General features: G+C 49.8%; 1 protein-coding gene. It reads left to right on the forward strand.

Translation table 11 applies throughout. The features are described 5' to 3' along the window. Positions 1–212: 212 nt before the first annotated feature. Positions 213–1,337: RecQ family ATP-dependent DNA helicase (locus R7044_RS24065; protein WP_225455856.1), on the forward strand; the 1,125-nt coding region annotated here is incomplete at its 3' end.

A 1,337-nucleotide genomic window follows, 5' to 3' on the forward strand; every position in this document is an offset into this window, starting at 1 on the left:
ACACCTTGCCGCGCGCGCTGTTGTTCTTCTGGTGTCATGAAGTGTCACCTAATTGTGTGTTTATAGAGCAGAAAATCAGTATACGAGCCGTGGTGTGAAACACCTAACAATTTGCGGTTTTATTCACCATGAAACCCCATTACAATGTGCCCTCACTTTGTGTGCTGGTGGCATGCAAAAGCATTTCTACATCACCCAATCTGAGATTTTTCATGACCTCAACTTTGTTAGCCGAACAATCAGACTTACCGGTAACGCCTCAACGTGTGTTGGAGGAAGTTTTCGGTTATCAAACGTTTCGTGATGGCCAGCAAGAGGTCATCGAATCGGCGGTCGAGGGCAAAGACAGTCTGGTGATCATGCCGACAGGCGGTGGCAAATCTCTTTGCTATCAGATACCTGCACTGGTTCGCAGTGGCATCACCTTAGTGATTTCGCCTCTGATTTCTTTGATGAAAGACCAGGTCGATCAGCTCAAAGCCAACGGCGTTGCGGCAGAGTGTGTGAACTCCACCATGAGCCGTGAAGAGCTGCTGAGTGTGTATAACCGCATGCACAGCGGTCAACTCAAATTGGTTTACGTCTCACCAGAACGCGTGTTAATGCGTGACTTCATCGAGCGCCTCGAAAATCTGCCTTTGGCGATGATTGCGGTGGATGAAGCGCACTGTATCTCACAGTGGGGACACGATTTCCGTCCTGAATACGCTGCGCTGGGTCAGTTAAAGCAGCATTTTTCGCATGTGCCATTTATGGCGCTCACCGCCACTGCGGATGACGCTACACGTCGCGACATTCTTGAACGCTTACGTTTGCATGAACCTCATGTCCACTTAGGCAGTTTTGACCGTCCGAATATCCGCTACAACCTGGTCGAGAAGCACAAGCCGATTTCTCAGATCATTCGTTATCTCGACACCCAAAAGGGCAATTGCGGCATCATTTACTGTGGTAGCCGTAAGAAAGTCGAAATGGTGACGGAGAAGTTGTGCAACAACCACATCCGTGCGGCGGGCTATCATGCAGGGATGGACGCTGATGAGCGTGCTTACGTTCAAGAGGCGTTTCAGCGTGATGACATTCAAATCGTGGTCGCGACGGTTGCCTTTGGTATGGGTATTAACAAGCCGAACGTCCGTTTTGTGGTGCACTTTGATATTCCGCGCAATATTGAATCCTACTACCAAGAAACGGGACGAGCAGGGCGAGATGGTTTGCCTGCTGAAGCGATGATGTTGTACGACCCCGCAGACATCAGTTGGCTACGCGGCATGCGGGATGAAAAAGACGATGGACCGCAAAAGCAAGTAGAAAGCGATAAACTTAATGCGTTGTGG

Source organism: Vibrio sp. 1402, from assembly GCF_033340275.1.